Source organism: Maritimimonas rapanae (assembly GCF_057837205.1).
Window position 1 is genome coordinate 1,151,282 of sequence record NZ_JBYQFI010000001.1, and the last position, 23,656, is coordinate 1,174,937.

The 23,656-nt window shown below is 31.6% G+C and carries 22 protein-coding genes; 14 read left to right on the forward strand and 8 right to left on the reverse strand.

What is annotated here, in order from left to right:
- Positions 1–90 precede the first annotated feature (90 nt).
- Complete coding sequence (locus AC3IF2_RS05515) at positions 91–702, forward strand: trimeric intracellular cation channel family protein (RefSeq protein WP_489166069.1); 612 nt, start codon at positions 91–93, stop codon at positions 700–702.
- Here AC3IF2_RS05515 and AC3IF2_RS05520 read toward each other — a convergent pair.
- Together AC3IF2_RS05520 and AC3IF2_RS05525 are read right to left on the reverse strand one after the other, a co-directional pair.
- Positions 699–1,544: a transketolase gene (locus AC3IF2_RS05520; RefSeq protein WP_489166070.1), complete on the reverse strand. Its 846-nt coding sequence runs from the start codon at positions 1,542–1,544 to the stop codon at positions 699–701. The two genes, AC3IF2_RS05515 and AC3IF2_RS05520, sit on opposite strands and share 4 nt — an antisense overlap.
- Before the next feature lie 89 nt (positions 1,545–1,633).
- On the reverse strand, positions 1,634–2,059 hold the full coding sequence (locus tag AC3IF2_RS05525; RefSeq protein WP_489166071.1) for a hypothetical protein: 426 nt from the start codon (positions 2,057–2,059) through the stop codon (positions 1,634–1,636).
- 187 nt (positions 2,060–2,246) lie between these two features.
- Between AC3IF2_RS05525 and AC3IF2_RS05530 the strand changes: the two genes are divergently transcribed.
- Positions 2,247–2,615 carry a DoxX family membrane protein gene (locus AC3IF2_RS05530; protein WP_489166072.1) on the forward strand — a complete coding sequence of 123 codons (369 nt, stop codon included), beginning with the start codon at positions 2,247–2,249 and terminating at the stop codon, positions 2,613–2,615.
- An 81-nt stretch (positions 2,616–2,696) separates the two neighbouring features.
- Here AC3IF2_RS05530 and AC3IF2_RS05535 read toward each other — a convergent pair whose 3' ends face one another.
- On the reverse strand, positions 2,697–3,359 hold the full coding sequence (locus tag AC3IF2_RS05535) for a hypothetical protein (protein WP_489166073.1): 663 nt from the start codon (positions 3,357–3,359) through the stop codon (positions 2,697–2,699).
- A gap of 107 nt (positions 3,360–3,466) precedes the next feature.
- Between AC3IF2_RS05535 and AC3IF2_RS05540 the strand changes: the two genes are divergently transcribed.
- A complete protein-coding gene (locus tag AC3IF2_RS05540) occupies positions 3,467–4,762 on the forward strand; it encodes a dipeptidase (protein WP_489166075.1) in 1,296 nt (431 codons plus the stop codon).
- A gap of 21 nt (positions 4,763–4,783) precedes the next feature.
- Positions 4,784–6,073, forward strand: coding sequence for a T9SS type A sorting domain-containing protein (locus AC3IF2_RS05545; protein ID WP_489166076.1), 1,290 nt, complete (start codon positions 4,784–4,786; stop codon positions 6,071–6,073).
- Here the strand turns inward: AC3IF2_RS05545 and AC3IF2_RS05550 are convergent.
- Both AC3IF2_RS05550 and AC3IF2_RS05555 read right to left on the reverse strand, forming a co-directional pair.
- The gene (locus tag AC3IF2_RS05550) at positions 6,063–6,512 is read right to left on the reverse strand and encodes an acyl-CoA thioesterase (RefSeq protein ID WP_489166077.1); all 450 of its coding nucleotides are present in this window, start codon (positions 6,510–6,512) and stop codon (positions 6,063–6,065) included. The genes AC3IF2_RS05545 and AC3IF2_RS05550 overlap by 11 nt on opposite strands.
- Positions 6,472–6,855, reverse strand: coding sequence for an acyl-CoA thioesterase (locus tag AC3IF2_RS05555; protein ID WP_489166078.1), 384 nt, complete (start codon positions 6,853–6,855; stop codon positions 6,472–6,474). The genes AC3IF2_RS05550 and AC3IF2_RS05555 overlap by 41 nt, the downstream gene beginning before the upstream one ends.
- A gap of 96 nt (positions 6,856–6,951) precedes the next feature.
- On the opposite strand from AC3IF2_RS05555, the gene AC3IF2_RS05560 reads away from it, so the two are divergent.
- Positions 6,952–7,575, forward strand: coding sequence for a dioxygenase family protein (locus tag AC3IF2_RS05560; RefSeq protein ID WP_489166079.1), 624 nt, complete (start codon positions 6,952–6,954; stop codon positions 7,573–7,575).
- Here AC3IF2_RS05560 and AC3IF2_RS05565 read toward each other — a convergent pair.
- Complete coding sequence (locus tag AC3IF2_RS05565) at positions 7,572–8,462, reverse strand: DUF72 domain-containing protein (protein WP_489166080.1); 891 nt, start codon at positions 8,460–8,462, stop codon at positions 7,572–7,574. The two genes, AC3IF2_RS05560 and AC3IF2_RS05565, sit on opposite strands and share 4 nt — an antisense overlap.
- Positions 8,463–8,555: 93 nt before the next feature.
- Here AC3IF2_RS05565 and AC3IF2_RS05570 point away from each other — a divergent pair, with 93 nt between their 5' ends.
- The 4 genes from AC3IF2_RS05570 (at position 8,556) to AC3IF2_RS05585 (ending at position 15,651) form a co-directional block, all read left to right on the forward strand.
- Positions 8,556–8,963: a glyoxalase gene (locus AC3IF2_RS05570; protein WP_489166081.1), complete on the forward strand. Its 408-nt coding sequence runs from the start codon at positions 8,556–8,558 to the stop codon at positions 8,961–8,963.
- 189 nt (positions 8,964–9,152) lie between these two features.
- Positions 9,153–13,538: a response regulator gene (locus AC3IF2_RS05575; protein WP_489166082.1), complete on the forward strand. Its 4,386-nt coding sequence runs from the start codon at positions 9,153–9,155 to the stop codon at positions 13,536–13,538.
- Between the two features lie 35 nt (positions 13,539–13,573).
- Positions 13,574–13,951, forward strand: a complete 378-nt coding sequence (locus tag AC3IF2_RS05580) for a response regulator transcription factor (protein ID WP_489166906.1) — start codon at positions 13,574–13,576, stop codon at positions 13,949–13,951.
- Entirely contained in the window at positions 13,948–15,651 is a 1,704-nt protein-coding gene (locus tag AC3IF2_RS05585; protein ID WP_489166083.1) for an adenylate/guanylate cyclase domain-containing protein, read from the forward strand. The genes AC3IF2_RS05580 and AC3IF2_RS05585 overlap by 4 nt, the downstream gene beginning before the upstream one ends.
- A gap of 449 nt (positions 15,652–16,100) precedes the next feature.
- Here AC3IF2_RS05585 and AC3IF2_RS05590 read toward each other — a convergent pair whose 3' ends face one another.
- Together AC3IF2_RS05590 and AC3IF2_RS05595 are read right to left on the reverse strand one after the other, a co-directional pair.
- Positions 16,101–16,778, reverse strand: coding sequence for a DUF2461 domain-containing protein (locus AC3IF2_RS05590; RefSeq protein ID WP_489166084.1), 678 nt, complete (start codon positions 16,776–16,778; stop codon positions 16,101–16,103).
- A gap of 76 nt (positions 16,779–16,854) precedes the next feature.
- Positions 16,855–17,757, reverse strand: a complete 903-nt coding sequence (locus AC3IF2_RS05595) for a patatin-like phospholipase family protein (RefSeq protein WP_489166085.1) — start codon at positions 17,755–17,757, stop codon at positions 16,855–16,857.
- 70 nt (positions 17,758–17,827) lie between these two features.
- Between AC3IF2_RS05595 and AC3IF2_RS05600 the strand changes: the two genes are divergently transcribed.
- The 5 genes from AC3IF2_RS05600 (at position 17,828) to AC3IF2_RS05620 (ending at position 23,641) form a co-directional block, all read left to right on the forward strand.
- Positions 17,828–18,871 (forward strand): WD40/YVTN/BNR-like repeat-containing protein, encoded by a 1,044-nt coding sequence (locus AC3IF2_RS05600; protein WP_489166086.1) that lies wholly within the window; start codon positions 17,828–17,830, stop codon positions 18,869–18,871.
- Positions 18,871–19,431, forward strand: coding sequence for a hypothetical protein (locus AC3IF2_RS05605; protein ID WP_489166087.1), 561 nt, complete (start codon positions 18,871–18,873; stop codon positions 19,429–19,431). Before AC3IF2_RS05600 ends, AC3IF2_RS05605 begins: the two co-directional genes overlap by 1 nt.
- 4 nt (positions 19,432–19,435) lie before the next feature.
- Entirely contained in the window at positions 19,436–20,671 is a 1,236-nt protein-coding gene (pepT, locus tag AC3IF2_RS05610) for a peptidase T (RefSeq protein WP_489166088.1), read from the forward strand.
- An 86-nt stretch (positions 20,672–20,757) separates the two neighbouring features.
- On the forward strand, positions 20,758–21,963 hold the full coding sequence (lysA, locus tag AC3IF2_RS05615; RefSeq protein ID WP_489166089.1) for a diaminopimelate decarboxylase: 1,206 nt from the start codon (positions 20,758–20,760) through the stop codon (positions 21,961–21,963).
- A gap of 40 nt (positions 21,964–22,003) precedes the next feature.
- The gene (locus AC3IF2_RS05620; RefSeq protein ID WP_489166090.1) at positions 22,004–23,641 is read left to right on the forward strand and encodes a M1 family metallopeptidase; all 1,638 of its coding nucleotides are present in this window, start codon (positions 22,004–22,006) and stop codon (positions 23,639–23,641) included.
- Positions 23,642–23,656: the final 15 nt, after the last annotated feature.

Consider the following 23,656-nt stretch of genomic DNA (forward strand, 5'->3'; position numbering starts at 1 on the left):
TAAAAGTCTGGCTTTTTTTATTATAATTTCTTTTTGAAAGGATTAAATTTGGCTTTTGTTTTTAGAGAGTTATTATTGTAAGTAATATTAATGAGTATTTTTTACACTTTAGACCTACTTGGTACCGCAGCTTTTGCAATTTCAGGAACCTTGATTGCAGTCAACAAACGTCTTGATCCTTTTGGGGTATTTATTATTGCTTTTGTAACTGCCGTTGGTGGTGGTACTTTACGCGACGTACTAGTAGGGCGAAACCCTGTAGGATGGATGCAAGACTTAAACTATGTTTATACTATTATTGCGGCAACAGTTTTTGCAATTATAATTAGAAAAAAGATAGGCTACCTTAGTAAATCACTTTTCCTTTTTGATACTATAGGCTTAGGTATTTTTACCATAATTGGAACCGAAATCGGTATAAAATATGAACTGAGTCCTATTATCTCTGTTGCTTTAGGAACCATGACGGCTACTTTTGGTGGCGTAATTAGAGATATATTATGTAATGAAATACCAATAATATTTAGAAAAGAAATCTACGCGATTGCCTGCATTATTGGGGCTGTAGCATTTTTACTTTTATATAATTTAGGCATACCTCTAAACTTTAATTATATAACAACTGTTTTAATAGTAATTGTAGTGCGATTAGTTGCAGTAAGATATAAATTGTCTTTACCGACTTTTTACGCAAAAAATTAGTAATCGCCTAGGGTTTCAGTATTTTGAGCTAAGCCGATGGCTAATTGCTCATCATTAGGTGCTTTACCATGCCAAGCATGTGTATGCATCATAAAATCTACACCATTGCCCATAACTGTATGTAATAAAACACAAACTGGTTTACCTTTACCAGTTCTAGATTTAGCTTCTTTCATTCCACTAAGAACAGCTTCTATAGAATTCCCCTCTTTAATTTCTAGTACATCCCAACCAAAAGCTTCAAACTTATCTTTAAGGTTGCCAAGAGGCATAACATCGTCCGTAGCACCGTCTATTTGTTTACCGTTATAATCTACAGTAGAAATTAAATTATCAACCTTTTTACCTGCTGCATACATAATAGCTTCCCAAGCTTGACCTTCTTGTAATTCTCCATCTCCATGTAAACTGTAAACAATCGAATCGTCATTGTTTAATTTTTTTGCTTGAGCTGCACCAATGGCAACAGACATACCTTGACCGAGAGAACCAGATGCAATTCGAACACCTGGTAATTTTTCGTGTGTAGTTGGATGCCCTTGTAATCTTGAATCTAATTTTCTAAAAGTTGCTAATTCCTTAACGGGAAAAAATCCACTTCGTGCCAAAACACTATAGTAAACAGGAGAAATATGCCCATTAGAAAGGAAAAATAAATCTTCTCCCTCTCCATTCATATCAAAATCTGTAGAATAGTTCATTAATTCTTGATATAGAACCGTAAAGAATTCTGCACAGCCTAGTGACCCACCAGGATGACCAGAATTTACTGTATGTACCATTCTTAAAATATCACGTCTTACTTGAGTAGTAAAATCTTCTAGTTGTTGTGTTGTTGGCATATGTTAAAAATAATTTTGATACGCAAAAATAAGCCTTTTGAAAATTGAAGCAAATCGTAAATTAAAAGTTATTTTAGAGTTGTTAACAGCTATTTATGATATAGTTGATTATGAATTAATTTGGTTTGGCATGTTGCACAATTATCTGCTGTACCTGACCCGCCAGCATGACCATTGGAGCATATATAATGATAATCACCAAAAGCATTTTGAGCAGGTGAAGTATTAGTTTGAACACCAGAATTAGAATTAAAAGGATCTTTTATAGCATCTTTAGGTATATTTAATCCATGATATGCCTGATTATGCTGATATGCAGTTTTGCACTCAGGGCAAACACCTTGCTCATCTGAACCTGCATGTCCATTTGGGCAGGTATAGTGCGCTATTTTTTGTTTATTACGTTTTACAGTCTGCTGATCATTTTCTTTTTTTATAGGCTTACCTCGTTCTACACAAGAACTAAGCCCTAAAAAAGAAATAAAAATAATCAGTACTTTATATTTTAAATTCATGTCTTACTTATTTTGAGAAGTAAATCTAAAAACTAATACATAATCAATAAAAAATAGTTTATAAAATCTAATAACTTCAAATCACTTGTTAAGATTTAAAAATAGATTCGACTAAGCAAGTACTTGGTAATCATTCATTTTATATTTATTACCTTGTTACTCAATTACTAACTTAATTTTTTAATTTATGAACTCTAAAGTCCTATTAGTCATTAGAATTGTTTTTGCGCTATTTTTACTATTCTTCGGTGCAAATAAATTATTTCATTTTATGGATCCGCCACCGCCACCAGAAGAGGCGATGGGTTATTGGACCGCATTAACGGTTTCTAAAACAATGGCACTTGTAGCCATAGTAGAAATAGCTGCAGGTTTAGCGCTATTATTTAATAAATATGCGGCATTAATGATGATTATTTTAATGAGTGTTTCTGTAAATGCAGTTTTATATCATGCTACCCTAGATCCTGGTTCTATTGTAATGGCATTAGCATTATTAGTGTTGAATGTAGTTATGTTATATGCCTACAAAGACTACTATAAAGGTTTGATTTAAGTATTAAAAATTTTATACCTAAAAGCAGCATTTAAAATGCTGCTTTTTTATTTAATTTTTAAAGATTTTGATTTATAGTAGTTATTCTGCAGGAGGTGTAATCATAATATGAGCATTTGCTTTACCAGGAAACATTAGCCAAGGATGACCAGGAGCATTTGGACTTAATGATAAACCTGTACTTGCTTGAGTTGCATATGGTATATACACAACATATCGGTAAGTTGCATTTCTAACTTTTAAACTATCGGTATCAAAATAACCTTTCTCTCCATGTAAAATATGCAAAGTAGCTGAAGTTTTAGGCATTGAAAGCTTTCCTTCATTTGCCTCTTTTTCTCTAATATCTCTCCGATCATTAAATGATTTTCCTTCTGTTTTTAATTCTCTACCTCTAGCCATATAAGGCTCTAGATCTTTATGATAGCTAACTACTTCAAATCCTTTTCTCTGAGGATTATCTGCAATGCAGATCATATCGTTTGTACCTTCTCTTAATGTTTTAAAATTACCCTCAGCATCAAAACCATATACTTTTGCTCCTTCTCTAACTTCTTCTGGCGCAGCTAAAACAGCAGAAGCTATTTGTTGTTCTACAGTCAATTCTTGATTTGGTATTTCTTCGATAGTTTCAGTTTTAACAGCTTCTTGATAATTAGTATTTTCTGTTTTAGCTTTCTGATTATTACAAGAATATATTAACGTATAAAATGCAATAAGCATTAATATTTTTAAGGTCTTCATAATTATAAAATTTAAGTAAAGTTAGTTAATCTAAGCTTTTAAATTTGTTGTATAATCTAGTTATAATATAATAATTAATATCTTTAGCTGATAAATTCCATAAGCTAATGAAAAAGCTATATCTCCTATTATTTCTATTTGCCGTATGTGTCGCATGTTCTAAGCCAAAAGCAATGACCGAAAATGAACTATTAGTCAAAGCTAAAAAAATTCATGATAATGTTATCACTTTAGATACGCATTGTGATATAGATGTTAAAAATTTTACTGACACTATCAATTATACGCAGCGGCTAGACAACCAAGTAAACTTACCAAAAATGCAAGAAGGCGGTTTAGATGTACCCTGGTTTATTGTGTATACAGGACAAGATTCACTAAATGAAAACGGGTATAAAAAAGCATATAAAAATGCTATTTCTAAGTTCGATGCAATTCATAGATTAGTTAAGGAATATGCACCAGATAAAATTGAGTTAGCCTTAACTTCAGATGATGTTAGACGTATCCATAGAAATGGAAAAATGGCAGCTATGATTGGCATTGAAAATGGTTATCCTATTGGAGAGGATATCGGTAACGTGAAGAAATTTTATGATTTAGGTGGTAGGTATATGTCTCTTGCACATAATGGACATAGTCAATTAAGTGATTCTAATACTGGTGAAAAAGACAATATTTGGTTACACAATGGTTTAAGTGATCTAGGGAGGCAAGTAATTTCAGAAATGAATAAATATGGTATGTTGATTGATTTATCGCATCCATCAAAGAAAGCCAATTTAGAAATGCTAGAACTTTCTAAGGCTCCAGTAATTGCATCTCATTCATCAGCCAGAGCAGTATCAGACCACAGTAGGAATTTAGATGATGAACTCTTACAGGCAATTAAAAAGAATGGTGGTGTAGTACAGACTGTAGCTTTAGATGCATATGTAAATGGCAAAAAAAATGAAGTAAGAAGTAAAGAGCTTCAAAAAATTGAGAAAGTGGTAATGGATTCTTTAGGTAGTAAATGGCTGCCAAGAAATGAAATTATGGCGTTGCCAAGCGAAGAAAGAAATGCTTATATCACAACTTATATAAAAATGAATAGCATTGTTAAAGAAAAAGCAAAATCTATGAAAGATTTACCACCAGCAGTAAATGTTTCCGATTTTGTTGATCATATTGATTATATGGTAAACTTGATTGGCATAGATCATGTAGGTATTAGTTCAGATTTTGATGGCGGTGGAGGTATTGAAGGATGGAATGATGCCTCAGAAACATTTAATGTAACACTAGAGCTAGTGAAAAGAGGATATTCTGAAGAAGAAATAGGTAAGTTATGGAGTGGTAATCTACTCAGAGCTCTAGATAAAGCGCAACAAGTTGCTAAAGAAATTCAAGACAAAGCATAATTATAACTTAACTAAGAAGTAATGAAGTCTAAGCTCCTCTTACTTGCTGGACTATTTTTTTTAATATTTAACAGTCTATTTGCTCAAACATCTGACTTAAGCTTAAACGTGCTAGTAGATAATAGAGTTCCTAGTGAAAGGTCAATCATAAAGTTTACTATTACTATAACAAATGTGGGGCCAGATGATGCTACAGGAGTTTCAATCTTAAATCAGTATGGCAGTGGTTATGGTGAGATTTCTTCAATAACTGATAATGGTATATTAGCGGGTAATACAATAAATTGGTATGATTTAAAAATAACTTCTGGTGCTAATGTATCTGTACATTTTAAAGTCAAGGTATTATCTAGTGGAGAGTATTATAATAAAACAGAGATTGTTGCTTCAGATAGTGATGATCCGAATAGTGATCCAAATACAAGTTTTGATGAAAATGATTTAGATGATCGATATGCTGATGATGATGAATTTGAAATATTTACTTCACCTTTACCATCTAATTTTGATGATGACAGACAATTTGATAAAGATGATATAGATGATGATAATGATGGTATTCCAGACATATATGAATCTTATGGTATCAATCCTGATTCAGATTATGATAGTGATGGAACCCCTGTGTATCTAGATGACAATGATGATAATTTTGATGTAGGTGATAATGATAATTATGTAGAATCATTTTTTGATCTAGATAGAGATAGCATTCCTAACCATTTAGATTATGATTCTGACGGAGACGGTATTTGGGATATCTATGAGACAGGTTATAGAGATCTATATCAAATTATCAAAGGCAAACTAGATAGAGATTATACTGACTTTGGTAATAATGGATTACTAGATGAATTTGAAACTTCGTCAGATAGCGGTGAGCTTATTAATACCTTTCTAAATTCAGATAATGATGACAATTTTAATTTTTTAGATGCAGACGATGATAATGATGGTATTCTAACAGCCAATGAAAATGCAGATCCAAATGGTGATGGTAACCCAGAAGATGCGAAAGATACAGATAATGATGGTATACCCGATTATTTAGACTATGATGATGGCCTTTTTAGGGAAGATTCAGTAGTATTAGATTCTATACAACCTCAGGTTAAGACTGCTACTATTGTGGCTCGTCGATCTGTGGTAGAAGTAAAATTATTTACAGAAAATGGCCATGAAATTACACCTAGCATGCAAAGAGTAGGTAATTTAGTCCAATTGGATATTTCTAATTTAGAATCTGGGGTATATTATTTACAGTTTAAGACAGGTAGTAAGGTAGATATTAAGAGAATGGTTATAGACTAAATAAACCTAAAATATCTGCTTCTATTCTTTTTGGCTTTAAACTTTTCGAATCTAATAATACCCAGACTGTTTTGCATTTTACTAATAATTTATCTTCACTATAAATATGTACCATTCTAGTCGATTTCACACCAGTTGAACCATCAATCCAAGTATATATTGTTATTTGGTCATCTAAGAATGCTTGACCTAAATAATCAATTTCATGTCTTAGTGCCATCCAAATATATTTCTTCTTTATATCTTTTTTAGCTAAAAGATTCCAATGCTTCTCAGATGCATCTTGAACCCATTTTAAATAAACAATATTATTTACATGGTTTAGATCATCTAAGTGCTCGTGAGCAACGGTAAATGAATATGTATAAAAAACTTTATCCTTAGGTATTTTACCCATCTCATAGCCTATCCTTAACAAATTCAACTTTAGTTTTACCATGTGGTGTCGGTTTACCATTTTTACCTAGATTCACCATTATAATATTATCTACAGTAATAATAACTTCTCGCGTCATCTTATTTCGAACCTCACATTTTAAGATCAGCGAAGTTTTGCCAAACTTTATAACTTCTAACCCTATTTCAATAATATCACCTTGTTTAGCCGAACTTTTAAAATCTATTTCAGACATATATTTAGTAACAATGGCAGAATTGTTTAGTTGAATAATAGTGTATAAAGCTGCCTCTTCATCAATCCAAGCTAATAGCCTTCCGCCAAATAAAGTTCCGTTTGGATTTAAATCTTCGGGTTTAACCCATTTTCTTGTATGAAATCTCATAAAGTATCATGTTAATGTTTTACTAAACTTCTCATTATCTTTTGATTATAAAGATGATAAGAAGTAATTTTAGGTGTTGTCATAAAAACTAAAGATATGAGATATTTAGCTATTGCGTTAATTGTTTGCATGATAAGTTGTGTGAATTCTCAACAAAAAAATAATTCAGTAAAGAATGTTGGCGGGTCTTGTGAAGGATGTGAAGCAGTCTATGAATATGGAAATAAAGTTTTGAATAACATTGACTCGCTGCCTCAATTTAAAAGTGCTACTCAAAAAATTAAAGTAACAGGAACTATTTATAAAAAAGATGGAAAAACACCAGCTAATGATGTAATTCTATATGCATATCATACTGATGAAAAAGGAATCTATCCGAAAAAGTCAGATTCTAAAGGTTGGGAAAAAAGACATGGTTATATAAGGGGATGGATAAAAACTGATAAAAGTGGTAAATATACTTTTTATACATTTAGACCAGCTTCTTACCCAAATACTACTATAGAACAACACATACATCTAACAGTTAAAGAACCAGATAAGAATGAGTATTATATAGATGATATCACTTTTGCTGATGACCCAAATTTAAGTTCTAGAACCAAAAATAGAACAACTCCAAGAGGAGGTAAAGGAATTGTCACTTTAAAAGATCAAGATGGCTTTCTAATAGCTAATCGAAACATTATTTTAGGGTTAAATATCCCTAATTATCCTTAAAATAATGAAGGTGGTTCTTTACCCATTACAGGGATTGTCAATTTCACATCTAACTCTTTATTTAAATTTTTAATGAAATGTGCTGAAAGCAATGGCGAAGCCTTCTCCAAATTTTGATGTACAAAAAAATGAATTTTTGTTAAACCTTGTTCTTTCCATTTTTTCAATCGTTTAACCCAATCATCTAATCTTGTATAATCACTTTCATGATTAGCGCCAACGTAACGAATAAAAGCTTCATTATTTGTTAAACGCATGTGCATAATATCGCGTCTACCGGCTGTATCTACTAAAACATTAGCAATATCATTTTCTTCAAGTAAATGATATAATTCTTTTGCAACTTTTTCGTCATTAAACCAATTAGTATGTCTAAATTCTATGGCTAAATTGAATTCTTTGGGCCAACTTTCAGTAAAGGTTACTACTCTATCAAAATCTTTGGGCGCAAAATTATTATGCATTTGTAAAAAGATAGTGCCTAACTTCTCTTTAAGATTAGATGTAGCATATAGATAATCATCTACTACTCCACTCACATCGTTTAATCTTTTCCAATGACTTATGTCTTGTACTAGCTTCGGAAAAAACTTGAATCCATCAGGTGTTTTATCATACCATTTTACAAATTGCTCAGGTGGAAATTGTCTGTAAAAAGTTGCATTTAATTCGATGCTATTAAATTGTGTAGCATAATATACTAGTTCATCTTTAGTACCCCTAGGATAAAACCCTTTTAAGTCTTGCCTATTCCATTTCGCACAGCCAACATATACTTCTAATTGTTCATTACTTTTTGAACAAGATAAAACTCTTTCAGTTTCAGAATCATCGTTAGGCATATTAAAATCTACTAACTCAGGTTGTTCTACACTTCCAAATTTCATTTAATAAGTGGTTAATAACTAGTTAATAAGTATCGTTTTTTCTATTGTATCAAATATACACAATCCTTACTTTTAATTAAACAATTTTATGTTATGAGCGCTAGAAAAACAAAACTGATTGAACTCAGACCAGAAATTTCTTCTATTTCTTTTAACAATCAAATGTCTTCAGATGAGCATTTTCAAAATAAAACTATCCGACCAGTTATCAAATTACAAAATGATTTAATTATTGAAGTTTTTAAGAATTATACTCAAAAACACAAGAATGTTTTCAATACTTTAACTCTCAAAAAAAAGTATGCTTATATTGAAAACGCTATACAGCGAGATGTAAAATTTAGAAACTCCTTAAAAGGTATTATTATTGGTCAATTTACCGTAGACGAATATAAAATTTACATCCAAAATTCATCTGCCTTAAACAAGCGTATGATGAATATTGTCATTGAACGCATAAAAGATCAAGTTCAATTATTTGAATACGAGATAGCGAATTAACAAATAAAGCTATTCTTCTTTCTTCATTTTTTCTTCTTTAAATCTATTTCTAAAATATAATTTTTAGAGATTTATGCAATTACTATAACTAAATGTGTAATTATTAATCCGCTAATAATCAAGCATTAAATAATAATTTAGTATATTTAAGCAATAATTGCCAACCCTCCACCTATACAACTAACTAAAATGCTAAATAACTATCACAACCGCTTATTAAAAAAATACTGCGCCTATTTTTCTTGTTTTATCTTTTTAATTACTACTAATTATGTATCCGCTCAAGAACAATTGGGTAGACCGCTTATTACTAATTATAGCTATCAAGAATATGACGCCGGACCTGTAAATTGGTGGGCAGTTGAAGATGCTGACGGTATCATGTATTTTGCCAACGGGCAGGGTGTCTTACAGTATGATGGTGTTAACTGGAATCTTATAAAAATACAAACTGGCTCTAGAGCATTAGCGAAAGATGACAAAGGAGTTATACATGTAGGTAGTTATGGTGAATTTGGTTATCTAAGTCAAGATGATACAGGTAAATTAAGTTATACTTCTTTACTCGATAAAGTACCAGAAGAGCATAAAGCATTTGCAGATGTTTGGGAAGTAGATTACTATAAAGGTCGTATTATATTTAGAACTGAGTTTAAGTTGTATTGCTGGAATGGTGAAAAGATGAAGATTATTGAATCTAAGGATGCCTACCATGTAGGTAATATTGTAGACGATGTTTATTATTTGAGGATTTGGGATCGTGGACTCTGCTATTTAAAAGATGATGATACATTTGAAGTAGTACCTGGTGGTGAACAATTTGCAAATGAACGTATATACACTCTTTTACCTTACGATGAAAAGACAACACTTGTAGGTACTAGAAATGAAGGATTCTTTCTCTATGATGGTAAAACCTTTACGCCATTTAAAACAGAAGCAGATAGCTATTTAAAAGGAAAGCTTTACCTACCAGGTGCTGCACTTAAAGACGGTCGCTTTGCCTTTAATACGTTTAGTGATGGTGTCTATTTGGTAGATCATGATGGTAAACTAATTCAAAAATACACTACCGGCAACGGACTGCAAGATGGAAGTGTTGATTATGTTTACGTTGATTCCAGAGGTGTATTGTGGATGATTCTTTTTAATGGAATCTCTAATGTAAATCTCAATTCAACCTTCACCATTCTTGATACCGAAATGGGGTTATCTACTAATGTTGTTTTCAATGTATTTAGATTTAAAAACATACGCTACCTAAGCACAAATAATGGTTTTTTTTATTTAGAAGATGGTTCTCAAGAAATAAAACCAATACCAGGCACACATGGGCAAGGTGGTAATTTTGTTGTGCACAACAATCGCTTGTATTCTGGTACTGGTGGTATGGGAGTTATAGAGATAACAGGCAAAACCTTTAACTATGTTCGTCAAAGTAATAATTATGATCTTCGCACCAGGTTTTTATACTTTTCTAAGCGAGACCCAAATCGATTGTATGCTACGCATCAACAAGGTATAATGAGCTTTTATTTTAATGAAGTAACTAAAAAGTTTGAATACGAATCTAATTTAGATAAGATTATTGCTAATGCTGTTGGAGGGTTTATAGAAAATGAAGATGGAACTATTTGGATCGCGACAGCCGAAGAGATAGGCAAAATTCACTTATTAAAACCTGATTATAGCAATAAAAAAATTGATTTGGCTAGTGCAGAGATTACTACTCTTGATGAGAGCCATGGCTTACCAAAATCATTTATAAATGTAGCACTGTTTGATGGCGAACTTCAATTTAACTCTCCTCAGACTAAAGAAACTTTAGTTTTTAATGAAGTAGAAAATCGTTTTGACAAGAAAGAATTCTTTTTCTCCCATTTAATAGATTGGGATAAAATAGGATCAAATACAATTACAGATTCAGAAGGTAAAACTTGGTTTAATTATGGAACAGGTGTAGCTATCGCTACAAGAAATGAAGCAGGTGAATATAGCATCAATACGGAAACTTTTAAGGAACTGAAGAATAGAGCAATTTGGGGGATAATCCCTGAAGATCCTAAGCCAGATGGTTCACAAATAGTTTGGTTAACCGGTCCTGATGGAATTGTGCGATATGATGGTACATTAGATAAACCAACAACGCCAAATTTTAATGTTAAAATACGGGGACTATCTATAGCTGGTGATTCATTACTGTATGCTGGCGGCATTGATTTTCCTAAAGATTTAAAAATTCCGTTTAAGAAAAATACAGTTTCTGTTAACTACGCTGCCCCTATTTATATAGCTCAAAAAGATGTACAATATAGCACACAATTAGAAGGAATTGATAATGCTTGGTCAGATTGGTCTAAACAGACAAACAGAGAGTATATTAATTTGCCTTCTGGTAATTATTCCTTTAAAGTAAAAGCAAAAAATATATATGGTGATATTAGCGAAGAAAATGCTGTTTCATTTGCTATAGCTACACCTTGGTATAAAACATGGTGGGCATATTTACTGTACGCCTTAGGTTTATTGGCAACAATCTATGCAATTGTTAGAACGCGAACAAAACTACTTGTTAATCAACGAAAAGAATTAGAACTTCGTGTTGAAGAACGTACTCAAGAAGTCCATCAACGTTTAGATGAACTCTCTACAGTAAACCAGGTAAGTCAGGCTTTAACAGACAAACTACAGCTCAATGAGCTTATTCAATTAGTAGGTAAAGAAATGAAGCAATTGTTTAAAGCTGATATCACTTACTTAGCCATTTTAGACGAAGCAAAACAAGTCATTAATTTCCCTTATCAAGACGGTGACAATATGCCTCCAATGCAATTTGGGCAAGGCTTAACATCTAGTATTATTAAAACAGGAGAATCTTTACTTATTAATAGAGATGAAGATATCATGGCTCAATATGATAAAATAGGTATTGAGCAAACTGGTAAACAAGCAGTATCGTATTTAGGAGTACCTATTCCTGTTGAAGATAAGGTGATTGGTGTATTAAGTGTTCAAAGTACTCAGCTTGAGAGTAGATTTAAAGAAGAAGATAAAAATCTTTTAAAAACAATAGCCACAAATGTAGGAGTTGCTTTGCATAATGCAGAACTTTATGAAGAAGCAAAAGAAGCCAAAGCCAAAGCTGAAGATGCAAACGAAGCTAAAAGCGCATTTTTATCTACCGTAAGTCACGAATTGCGTACACCTCTAACATCAGTATTAGGATTTGCTAAAATTATTAGAAAACGTTTAGAAGATAAGATTTTCCCTGCAATAACTGTAGAAGACCAAAAGATCAAACGCACCATGAAGCAAGTAAGCGAAAATCTTAATGTAGTGGTATCAGAAGGTGAACGTCTTACAAATTTAATAAATGATGTGCTTGACTTAGCTAAAATTGAGTCTGGCAGAATGGAATGGAACTTAAAACCCATATTCTTACAGGATGTGATCAGTAGAGCAGTTGCAAGTACATCATCTCTTTTTGAGGAAAAAGAATTAGAACTTGTTATCAATGTACCCAATGATCTTCCGTTGATAAGTGCTGATGAAGATAAGTTAATACAGGTAGTTATCAATTTATTATCTAACGCTGTTAAGTTTACTGATAAAGGTAAAGTCATAATTGATGCAGCTATTGATAAAGGACAAATTTTAGTTGAAGTTCAAGATACCGGTGTTGGTATTGCCGATGAAGATAAGCACAAAATATTTGAACGTTTTAGACAAGCCGGTGATACCTTAACAGATAAACCAAAAGGTACTGGTTTAGGGCTGCCAATTTGTAGAGAAATTATAGAACGCCATGGAGGCATAATCTGGATGAAAAGTGAGATAGGTGTGGGTAGTTCTTTCTTCTTTTCTATACCGGCAATGGGTGAAGGTTCAGAGAAACCACCTATTCAACTTGATCGAATTATAAAAAGTCTTAAAAAACAAATAAAGCATTCCGCTTTAAGCGATGTGAAAAATGTTCCTACTATTCTGGTAGTAGATGATGATACTCCCATACGATCTCTATTGAGGCAAGAGCTTTCAGAATCCGGCTATAATGTAAAAGAAGCTGCCAATGGTAAAGCTGCTTTAGATATGGTTCGTCTTCATAAACCTGATCTGATTATTTTAGATGTAATGATGCCAGAGATTAATGGTTTTGATGTGGCTGCTGTGTTAAAAAATGATCCAGCAACTATGGATATACCAATTATCATTCTATCGATTGTTCAAGATAAAGAACGTGGGTTTAAAATTGGAGTCGATAGATATCTTACAAAGCCAATTAATACAGAACAACTTTTTCATGAAGTAGAAGAATTATTAGAACAAGGAGTTTCAAAAAAGAAAGTATTGGTAGTAGATGAAGATTCGTCGGCGGTAAAAACGCTTTCAGAAGTATTGAGTGCCAGAGGTTATAAAGTACAAGAAACCAATGCACAAAAATTATTAGAAACAGCTACCGAAGCCGAACCGGATATTATTATGTTGAATTCTGTGTATAACGGCGATCAAAAGTTATTAAAAGATCTAAAAAAGCAAAAAGGCATGGAGAATGTTATGCTTTTTATTTATGAATAAAGTCCTTAAATAAAATCTATAAGTTATTGCACACTATGAAACAAAAATTATTAATTGTTGACGATGAATCACACATTCGTATGCTCATCGAGCAAACCCTAGAAGACCTTGAAGATGAGGGAGTTGAATTACTCTTTGCCGAAAATGGTGAGCAAGCCTTAGAAATCATACAACAGGAAGAACCAAATCTAGTATTTTTAGATGTAATGATGCCAAAAATGAATGGGATGCAAGTTTGCGAAAAAGTAAAAAAAGAACTCAATCTATCGCATGTATATATTATTCTTCTTACTGCTAAAGGTCAAGAGGTAGATCGCCAAAAAGGATTAGAAATGGGAGCAGATAAATATATGACCAAACCTTTTGATCCAGATGAAATGTTATCGGTGGCTGAAGAAATATTAAGTCGATGATTGGTAGTGCCAACAATGCATCTACAATCTATACTAGAATCCTTAAAAATATCTTTAAAAAGGATACAGATAGTATTGCTTTATTGGAAAATTTAGCGGATCAGTTAAAAGTAACTGCTAACATTATAGATCATAACTCCAAACTAATTTTCGGAACCCAATTATTAAGCAAAAACACTTATCAATTAAGCTTAAGCGATACTGTTTTTGGCACTCTAAATGCAAGTAATGGTCATGGCAAACTACTTGCACACTTTGTTACCAATCTGGTAAAGAAAGAATTAGAAAAGAAAAAAATAGGAACCGAAGTCTTAGGTCTTTATCGTGAGATTAATATGATCTATGATTTTAGTGATAAAATCTCAGAAAAAATTGACAAAGCCTCTGTTGCTGAGATGGCTCTTAGTGAGGCTTCACAAATCATTGATTCTACGCATGGTTTATTTATAATTTATGATACAGATCAAGATAAAGTAGTCCAGCTTGCTTCTTTTGGTAAAAGCCCAAATAGAGACAAGAATATCGATAGTCAAAACAATCGATTAAAAGATTTAATCAATCGAGGCACATCTTCTATTGTTCCTCAAGAACGTATTAAAAACAATCCAGCGCTAGCCCATCTTAAAGCGTTAATGTATGCACCATTAAAAGTGAAACATCGTACATTGGGCATGGTTATTTTAGGGCATAGTCAAGAAAAAGAATTTACCGCAGCAGAATTAAAATTATTAACTACAATCGCTTTACAATCCGCCGGAGCAATCGAAAGTGCTAATCTCTACGAAAAAGGATTGAATGCAGCTAAAGAACGAGAGGAAGCCATTAAGACAATTCATGAAGTTAGCCAAAAATTTGTTCCTAATGAATTTATTAAATCACTTGGTAAAGATCAATTAACAGAGGTAAGCTTAGGTGATCTAGTAGAAAAAGATGTAACGGTCATGTTTGTAGATATACGTGGTTTTACCGCAATTTCTGAAAGTATGCATCCAAAGGATAATTTTTTATTTATCAATTCTTTTAATAAAAGAATGGGCCCAATTATCAGAAAGAATCAAGGTTTTATCATGCAATATTTAGGCGATGGTTTTATGGCACTCTTCCCTAAAGGTCCACAATTTGCATTAAGAGCATCTGTAGAAATGCATTTAGAGCTTAAAGTATTTAACAAAGAAAGAGCCAATAAAAATCGTTTACCAATAAAAGTCGGCATTGGTATGCAAAACGGAAATCTCATTATGGGGATTACAGGAGATATCAAAAGATTGGATGCGGCCATTATCTCTGATACTGTAAATACGGCATCAAGAATTGAAGGCTTGTCGAAACACTTTGGCGCTTCTATTTTATTAACCGGAAATTGTAAGGAAAATTTAACAGATGCTAATGAGTTTAACTTTAGGTATTTAGGTCTTGTTCAAGTTATTGGTAAACAAAAACCAATTGCTTTATATGAATGTATTAATGGTGACGATAAATCGCTTTATCAACATAAGCTAAAAACATTAAAAACATTTAATGAAGGTATGGAGTTATATCTCAATAAAGATTTTGCAATGGCAGCTGTTACGTTTCAAAAAATTATAAAGCAGAATGCAAATGACCGAACGGCAAAGTTATTTCTAAATAAATCTGCACATCTTATTACTCAAGAAATAGATGAAGATTGGAAAGGTATTGAGTCTATTACCACAAAATAATTAAGTAGCCATCTCTAAGTAATAGAAACCTAATTTTAAAATACAAAATAGCGAATTAGTAAGCCAACTGCAATACAAATAGTAAAACTCATCAGTGTCCTTATTAGCACATGTTCAGTATACTTACGTGCATTTTTTACATCACCAAAACGTAAGATGGACTTCGCTCCTATTAAAACACTAATTGCGGAAAAGCTACTTGGCAAAATAAAAGTTAACACTAAAATTCGTTCAAAAACAACAATATAATGCCATGCTTTATAAAGACTGTTTTACTCCATATCTTCGACAATTTCTTTTTCCATTTTTAGGTAGCCTTGCCAATGATAAATCCTATTGAAAAAATCATTATTATATAACCTAAAAATATTACCAATGCTGCTTTTGAAGTAAAAAACACAGCCATAGTTGATAAAACATCATAAAGGATATAGCCTATAAGTTAAAAATTAATCTATTAAAGAAACACCATTTAAATCAGTTGTTAATACGTCGCTCATGTAGTCAAAATATGGGCGGATAGCCTTAAATGCACTATTTACTTCTTTTAAGAAATCTACTGAAGTAACTTCCATATCGGAATATTTTTTTGTGAAAATAAATTGCTTCTTTCGTATTAAATCTATTGAAGGGTGTTCTTTATTAAAACCTTTAGGTGCAGTTTTCACTTCATCTCCAACAAAATCTCCCCAAATACTATTAAACTTTTTATTAGCTAATATTTTTCTTATTTCGGTGTCATCTTGTTCAAACTCTTTTCTAATTCTAAAAAGGTCATCTTTATGAGGTTCCCAAAAACCAGTTGCAATAAAAGAATCTCCTGGTGCTATATGCAAATAATATCCTCCACGTAAGTGCGGCTTTTTTCTATGATAAGAACCACCAAAATGTGTTTTATAAGGTGTTTTATCTTTAGAGAAACGTACATCACGATAAATTCTAAATAACTTGAATTTATCTATTTCATCATGTTTTAACAGTGCATCATTTAATTCTGCATAAAAACCTTTTACATCTGTCTCTATACTTTTAAATTTTGGTTTATTTTCTGTAAACCAATCTCTATTATTATTCTTTTTTAAGTCTTTAAAAAAATTAAATACATCTTTAGAAATATGTGTTGCCATTGGACTACTATTTTATGTTTTTAAAGATATAAAACTTAGATAAATTAAGTAATAACATTTTGTTAATTTCACAATTTTAGTCTTTTAGCTTATTCATTTCTAAATGCTGATTTTTAGCATGGTTAAAACCATATTTCCACCACTTCTTCATTAATTTTTTATTAAAAACTAATGAATTGGTAGTAAGTACTGTAGGTGTATAATATAAGTTAAGCTTGACATCTTTATGTTTAGCTTCTAGCTTGCCAATACTTACATTATGTCTCTCAACATGATCTAGCATAAATTCAAAAACATTGTTCATCAAAGAAAATGGGTTTTTTGACGGTAATCTATTAACCTGAGATATTTCTGTTTCTAAAATAATGGCATCTACTTCTTTAGCACCGCGTAAAATGGCTTCTCTTATCGGAACTAAACAACCAAAGCCACCGTCTGCGTATTCGCAATTATTTTTCTGTAACAAACTCATAAAAGGCACATAATTACAAGAACCCCAAATCCAGTCACAAAAATCTAAATAGTCATAATCTTTAATTGATTTATATTCTACTGTATTAGCAGTAAGATTAGAAAGTGTGACAATTACATCTTTATCTGAATTTTTAATCCTATTAAAGTAATCTTCAGTAACATACTTTTTAATGAACTTTCTAAGATTTTTACTTTCGCCAAAAGTTCTACGGCCATTAATAAAATTCCATAGCGTATTTAAATGGTTAACACTCACCACTTTTTCCCCATGAACATTTTTAACCACAAAAGGATTATTACTAAATATTTTACGTTGACTAACAGTTGTATAAATAGCTTTTAGTTCTCTAATTTTGCCTAATGCCAAGTGAGAAACCATTAAACTGCCAGTAGAAGTACCTAAAAAAAGATCGTAATCCTTTTCTTTTTCATCTATCAAATATTCGGCAACACCTCCCGCAAATGCACCTTTACTACCTCCTCCAGAAATTACCAATGCTTTCATATAAATCTTACTAGTAAATAATTTGCTTTTTAACTAAAAGAATTACTTTTGATAAATCTAACAATTTAGAATGAATATTAAATCAGTTCTCTTTTCATTTTTAATTATAGCATTTACTTTTTCATGTAAAAAAAAGTATCAACCAAGAGATTTCAAATCAATTTCAATTGAAGAAATTAAAATTGACAGTTCAAGTATTAGGGCAATTGAAGTTTTAAAAGATTCTACAATCTTATATGCAACTTCTGATGGATTTATTGGAATCAATTTTAATTTTAATAATGAATCAATAGTTAAAAAGGTAGTCTATGATACTATTACACCTCATTTTAGAGCAATAGCTACTAATGGAATCAACGCTTTTGTACTAAGTATTGGTAACCCTGCTCTTTTATATAAACTTTCAGATGGAGAATTAGAGCTAGTTTACAAAGAAGAACATGAAAAGGTCTTTTACGATGCTATGACTTTTTTCGATGATTTGCATGGTATTGCTATGGGTGATCCAACTGAAGATTGTCTATCTATTATTTTAACTGAAGATGGAGGTGATACATGGAGTAAAATTCCATGTTCAAAATTACCAAAAGTTGAAGATGGAGAAGCTGCATTTGCTGCTAGTAATGGTAATATAGCTGTTTTTGAAGATAATGTATGGATTGTTACTGGGGGTAAAAAAGCTAGAGTATTTCATTCGTCTGATAAAGGAAAAAATTGGAATGTTTATGAAACACCTATCACTCAAGGTGGAAAAATGACAGGTATATATAGTGTTGATTTTAACGATTTAAACAACGGAATTATATTTGGAGGTGATTGGGAAAATAAAGACAATAATTTCTCAAACAAAGCTATTACAAAAGATGGTGGTAAAACTTGGCAATTGATTGCTGACGGTAAAGAACCAGATTATAAAAGTTCGGTTAGATATGTTCCAGACACAGATGGTAAAGAATTATTTGCTGTTGGTTCAACTGGAGTTGCATTTTCAAATGATAGTGGTATATCTTGGAGAAAAGTAAGTGATGAAGGGTATTACACGATACGATTTGTAAATAAAAATGTAGCTTGGCTCGCGGGTAATAAAAAATTAGGAAAACTTATATTAGATTAATGAAAAAAATAACATTTTTGGCACTACTTCTAGTAAGCACAATGGCTTGTAAGAAGGATGATTTAGCATCAGAGTTTAATTGTAAAAGCGATACTGTTAATACTGAACTTAAAGAATATAGAGATATCTTAAAAAAGTTCAAAGTCAAGTTACCTAAAAACTGGAAAACACAATTGTATTATGACGATTATCAATCTGAAATTTATTCTGCTGATACTACTAAAAGTTTAACAGACACTTATATCATAGATATTGCATGGCATCAAGGTGAATTAAATTTGAATGATGATTTTGCTAAAACTGTAAAAGATACATTATTGATCAAAGAACAATTAAGTATTAATAAATCGAACTTTAGTAAGTTTCAAGGAAAACCTTGTTATTGGACACTCTCTAAAGGAAAAGCTAACAAATATAATTACAGTAATCTACAGGTATATATTAAAACTGAACTTGATGAATATTTTACAATTACAACAAAGGTTTATGGTGACGCTAACGTAGATGGGCGTCTATGTGAAGCAATACGATTAACTAATAATATGCAATTTATTGAATAAAATTATGAATGCAATTACTAAACGTTTTATAAAATATATCACTATAGATACTCAATCTGACCCAGATAATCCTGCATTTCCGAGTACAGAAAAACAATGGGATTTAGCAAAGGTATTGGTTGAAGATCTTAAAAAAATTGGAATGCAAGATGTAACCCTTGATGATAATTGTTACATCATGGCTACTTTACCTAGCAATGTAGATTTTGAAGTTCCAACAATTGGATTTATAGCGCATATTGATACTAGCCCAGATTATACAGGTACGAATGTAAACCCTCAAATTCATAAAAACTATGATGGCAAAGACATCGTGTTGAATGCAGAGGAGAATATTGTATTATCACCTGATTACTTCGAAGATCTTCTTTTATATAAAGGAAAAACTCTAATTACTACAGACGGAACTACCCTACTCGGCGCAGATGATAAAGCTGGAGTAACTGAAATAATTACTGCGATAGAATATTTAATAAATAATCCTCAAATTAAACATGGTAAAATTCGTATCGGCTTTACTCCTGATGAAGAAGTTGGTAAAGGAGCTCATTTATTTGATGTTGAAAAATTTGGTGCAGAATGGGCATATACAATGGATGGCAGTCAAGTTGGCGAATTAGAATACGAAAACTTTAATGCTGCTGGCGCAAAAGTAATTGTTAGTGGCAAAATAGTTCATCCTGGTTATGCAAAAGGAAAGATGATCAATTCTATGCTGATTGCTAATGAATTTATCAGCTCGCTTCCTGAAAAAGAAATTCCGCAAGAAACGGAAGGTTATGAAGGCTTTTTCCATCTATATTCTATAAAAGGTGAAGTTGAAAAAACGGAACTACAATATATTATTCGTGATCATAATATGGAATTGTTCAAAAAACGAAAGGATGATTTCCAAAAAGCTGCAGATAATATCAATAAAAAACTAGGTAAAGATTTAATTGAAGTAGAGATTACCGATCAATACTATAATATGCGTGAAAAGGTTGAGCCAGTAATGCATATAGTAGATATTGCAGAAAAAGCTATGAAAGATATAGGTATTAAACCTCTAATAAAGGCTATTCGTGGTGGTACTGATGGTTCTCAACTATCATATAAAGGGTTACCATGCCCTAATATTTTTGCTGGTGGTCACAATTTTCATGGTAGATATGAATATGTTCCTGTAGAATCTATGGAGAAAGCGATTGAAGTTATTGTCAAAATTGCTGAAATAACTGCTGAAAGAGCTAAAAAATAAACAAAAGCTGTTTTTGTGTTTGTATTTTGTATAAATTTTCTCTTTTATAACAGTAGTAAGTATTTTTGCTCCCAAATATTAGTTAAATGAAAAGAGGTACTCTATTAAAGTTGGTTGAAAAATACGATAGCCCGTTATATGTTTACGATGCAGAAAAAATTGAAAGTCAATATAAAAGACTTACCAAAGCTTTTTCTTCTGTTAAACAATTACGTATAAATTATGCAGCTAAAGCCCTCTCTAATATTAATATCTTAAGTTTATTTAATAAGTTAGGCGCTGGCTTAGATACCGTTTCAATTCAAGAAGTTCAACTTGGTATTAAAGCAGGTTTTAAACCAGAAAATATAATTTACACACCTAATGGAGTTTCAATGGAAGAAATTGAAACAGTTTCGAAATTAGGAGTTCAAATAAATATTGATAATCTTTCTGTTCTAGAATTATTTGGGCAAAAGCATCCAAATACTCCGGTTTGTATTCGTATTAATCCACATGTTATGGCTGGCGGAAATCGTAAAATTTCTGTTGGTCACATCGATTCTAAGTTTGGTATTTCTATCTACCAAGTTCCGCTTATTAAGCGCATTGTAGAAAATACTGGTATGACTATTAATGGTATTCACATGCATACTGGTTCAGATATTCTCGATATTGATACCTTTTTACGTGCAACAGAAATTTTATTAGATGTTGTAAAAGAATTTGAAAATATAGAGTTTGTAGATTTTGGTAGTGGATTTAAAGTGCCTTACAAAGAAGGAGACATTGCAACAGATATAGAACAAATGGGTAAGCAATTAACCACACGTTTTAATGACTTCTGTAAAGAATATGGTAAAGATGTTGCTTTAATGTTCGAACCAGGTAAATTCTTGGTAAGTGAAGCAGGTCGTTTTTTAACTACAGTAAATGTGATCAAGCAAACTACTTCTACAGTTTTTGCTGGTGTTAACAGTGGTTTAAATCATTTGATACGCCCAATGTTATATGATGCCTATCATCACATTACAAATATTTCTAATCCAAAAGGTAGAGAACGTTATTATTCTGTAGTAGGATATATCTGTGAAACCGATACTTTTGGTTCAAATAGAAAGATTGCTGAAATCAGCGAAGGCGATATTCTATGTTTTAATAATGCTGGTGCCTATTGTTATTCAATGGCATCAAATTATAACTCTCGCTACCGCCCAGCTGAAGTATTAATTTCGAAGGGTAAAGATTACCTAATTAGAAAACGAGAAACTTTCAGTGATATTTTAAAGAATCAAGAAATAGTTGAATTTTAATTATCTGTTTACTAATATTGCGATTAGTAAATACTTTTTGATGAAAACTATATATAGCTTATTGCTCGTCTCTATCTTTTTTTTAACCACTACTAATGCGCAACAAAATTTCTCTAAACAAGATACTTTGAGAGGTACCATAACACCCGAAAGAGCTTGGTGGGATTTATTGCACTATAACTTGAGTATGAAGGTAGATCCATCTAATAAAAGCTTGAGCGGAAGCAATAGTATTCGCTATAAAGTTTTAAAAAGTAAACAACTGATACAGATAGATTTACAGCCTCCTATGGAAATTACTACTGTAAAACAGGATGATGTGGATTTAGAATATAAACGTGATGGAAATGTCTATTATATTACACTCAAAAAACTTCAAAAAATTGATGAAATAAATGAAATTGCTATTAGTTATAAAGGAATTCCAAAAATTAGTAATAATCCGCCTTGGGATGATGGTTTAACTTGGTCTAAAGATAAAAATGGTAATGATTTTATCGCTACATCTTGTCAGGGTGGTGGTGCAAGCATTTGGTGGCCATGTAAAGATCATATGTATGATGAACCAGATCAAGGTATTACTTTAAGCATTACCGCTCCAGAACATTTAACAAGTGTTGGTAACGGTAGATTAATTTCAACAAAAGAGAATTCTGACAATACGAAGACATTTACTTGGAAAGTGATAAACCCAATCAATAATTATGGTGTAAACATAAATATTGGAGATTATGTACATTTTTCAGAAAAATACAAGGGTGAAAAAGGAGAATTAGATTGTGATTACTGGGTGCTTTCTTATAATTTAGAAAAAGCAAAAAAACAATTTAAAGAAGCTCCGAGAACTCTTGAGGCTTTTGAATATTGGTTTGGCCCCTACCCATTTTATGAAGATAGTTTTAAACTAGTAGAAGTACCTTATTTGGGGATGGAACATCAAAGTTCTGTAACTTATGGTAATGGTTATCAAAACGGTTATAGAGGCTATGATCTGAGTCAAACCGGATGGGGATTAAAATTTGACTTTATTATTGTTCATGAAGGTGGCCATGAATGGTTTGCCAATAGTATTACGAATATTGATATTGCTGATATGTGGATACATGAAGGTTTTACAGCTTATTCAGAAAATCTTTTCTTAGATTATCATTTTGGTAAAGAAGCGAGTAATGCTTATGTAATTGGTACACGTAAGAATATTCAGAATAATAAACCTATTATTGGCGCATATAATGTAAATAATGCTGGTTCTAGTGACATGTATTATAAAGGTGCTAATATGTTGCATACGCTGCGTCAAATAGTGAATGATGATAAAAAATGGCGTTCTATTTTAAGAGATCTAAATAAAGATTTTTATCATCAAACAGTAAATACAGAACAAATAGAAAGCTATTTAGCTAAGAATATTGGTATAGATCTAAGTGGTTTTTTTGATCAATATTTAAGAACTACTAAAATTCCAGTATTAGAGTATAAAATTGATAACGATGTATTATCTTATAGATGGTCAAATATTGTAGATCAATTTTCAATTCCTGTTAAAGTGATTATTAATGATAAAAAATATAAAGTAATCCCTACAAAAGACTGGAAACAGCGTAAATCAGATAAGCCTATTTCAAATTTTTCGGTAAACAAAAACTTTTATGTAGATATAAAAAATATGTCTAATTAATTGTTTCCTACTCAA